The 1,105-nt window shown below is 73.7% G+C and carries 2 protein-coding genes; both read right to left on the reverse strand.

Features of this window, described 5'->3' with window-relative positions:
• Nucleotides 1-763, reverse strand: a 763-nt coding sequence (locus FV223_RS28260) for an aminopeptidase P family N-terminal domain-containing protein (protein WP_187276287.1), incomplete at its 3' end; no start/stop codon positions are given.
• Between the two features lie 63 nt (nt 764-826).
• Entirely contained in the window at nt 827-1,012 is a 186-nt protein-coding gene (locus FV223_RS28265) for an Rmf/CrpP family protein (protein WP_147729957.1), read from the reverse strand.
• Nucleotides 1,013-1,105: the final 93 nt, after the last annotated feature.

Raw genomic sequence — 1,105 nt, forward strand, 5'->3', positions numbered from 1 at the left:
GCGCGTCGCGCGCCTCCGCCGTCACGTCGCCGGAGGCGAGGAAGAGCCGCGGCCGGCCCTCGCGCGGCAGGACGGCGTAGCCGAGCGCGAGCGGCGTGTGGCCGACGTCGGCCCCGCGCAGGTTGAACGCCCAGGCGAGGTTGTGCGGATCGGAGATCACCAGCGCATCGCACTGGCCGGTCTCGAGCTCGGCGCGGATGCGCGCGATCTTCTCGCTCGCGGCCTCTCCGGCGAAATCCAGCGGATGGGCGGCGACGCGTCCGGCCGGAGGCTTCGGTCGCCCGGCCCAGACCGCGTCCACCGGGTTCTCGGAGAGCGCCTTCACCTCCGCGCCGGCCTTGGCGGCCGCGCGTTCCAGGCGGGCGACGCCATCGGGCGTATGCAGCCAGGGATCGTAGCCGAGCACCGCGCCGCGCCGCAGCGTCCGGGCGATCCAGGCCTCGGCGGTGCTCTCGGCGAGCGGCACGATCGCGACCACGCCGGGATCGACCTGTTCCGGCGCCTGCAGGGTGTAGCGTCCGTCGACGAACAGCGCCGCGGCATCCGCCAGGATCACGGCAGTGCCGGCCGAGCCGGTGAACCCGGTCAGCCAGGCGAGACGCTCGGCATTGGCCGGGACGTATTCGGATTGGTGCTCGTCGGCCCGCGGCACGACGAAGCCGTCGACGCCGGCTTCCCGAAGGGCGGCACGAAGGGCGGCGACGCGCTCCGCCGCCTTGCGGTGGCTCGAATCGTCGAAGGTCTGGAAGCGGGTGCGGCTCATCCGGCCAAGGTATCGCCGGCGCGGGTCGGCGGGCAACCGACCTCAGCGGGTATCGATGCGATCTCAGCCGCCATCCATCGGCGGGTCGGGGGCACGATCGCCGGGTGTGCCGTCGTAGCCTTCGAGCCAGGCTCTGCGCGCATCGGACCCGACCGGGTAGGGGCATGCATCCTTCGGGCGGCCGTGGCTGCGGGCGCGGGCGCCTTCGGTGATCGGATCGGCGGGCGGTTTCGCGGGCGTGTCGGTCATGCCGGGAAAATGCGGGCGCCCGCGTTCGGTTCAGCGATGCGGGAAACCGCCGCGCGCGCCACGGGCGAGCGGCGGTTTCCCGCATCGCTGAAC

Origin of the sequence: Methylobacterium sp. WL116, assembly GCF_008039455.1 — a bacterium.
Classification (GTDB): domain Bacteria; phylum Pseudomonadota; class Alphaproteobacteria; order Rhizobiales; family Beijerinckiaceae; genus Methylobacterium.

What these genes read in the sequence shown, in the direction of transcription:
- FV223_RS28265 (WP_147729957.1), bottom strand. Translation starts at nt 1,012, where the DNA reads ATGACCGACACGCCCGCGAAACCGCCCGCCGATCCGATCACCGAAGGC.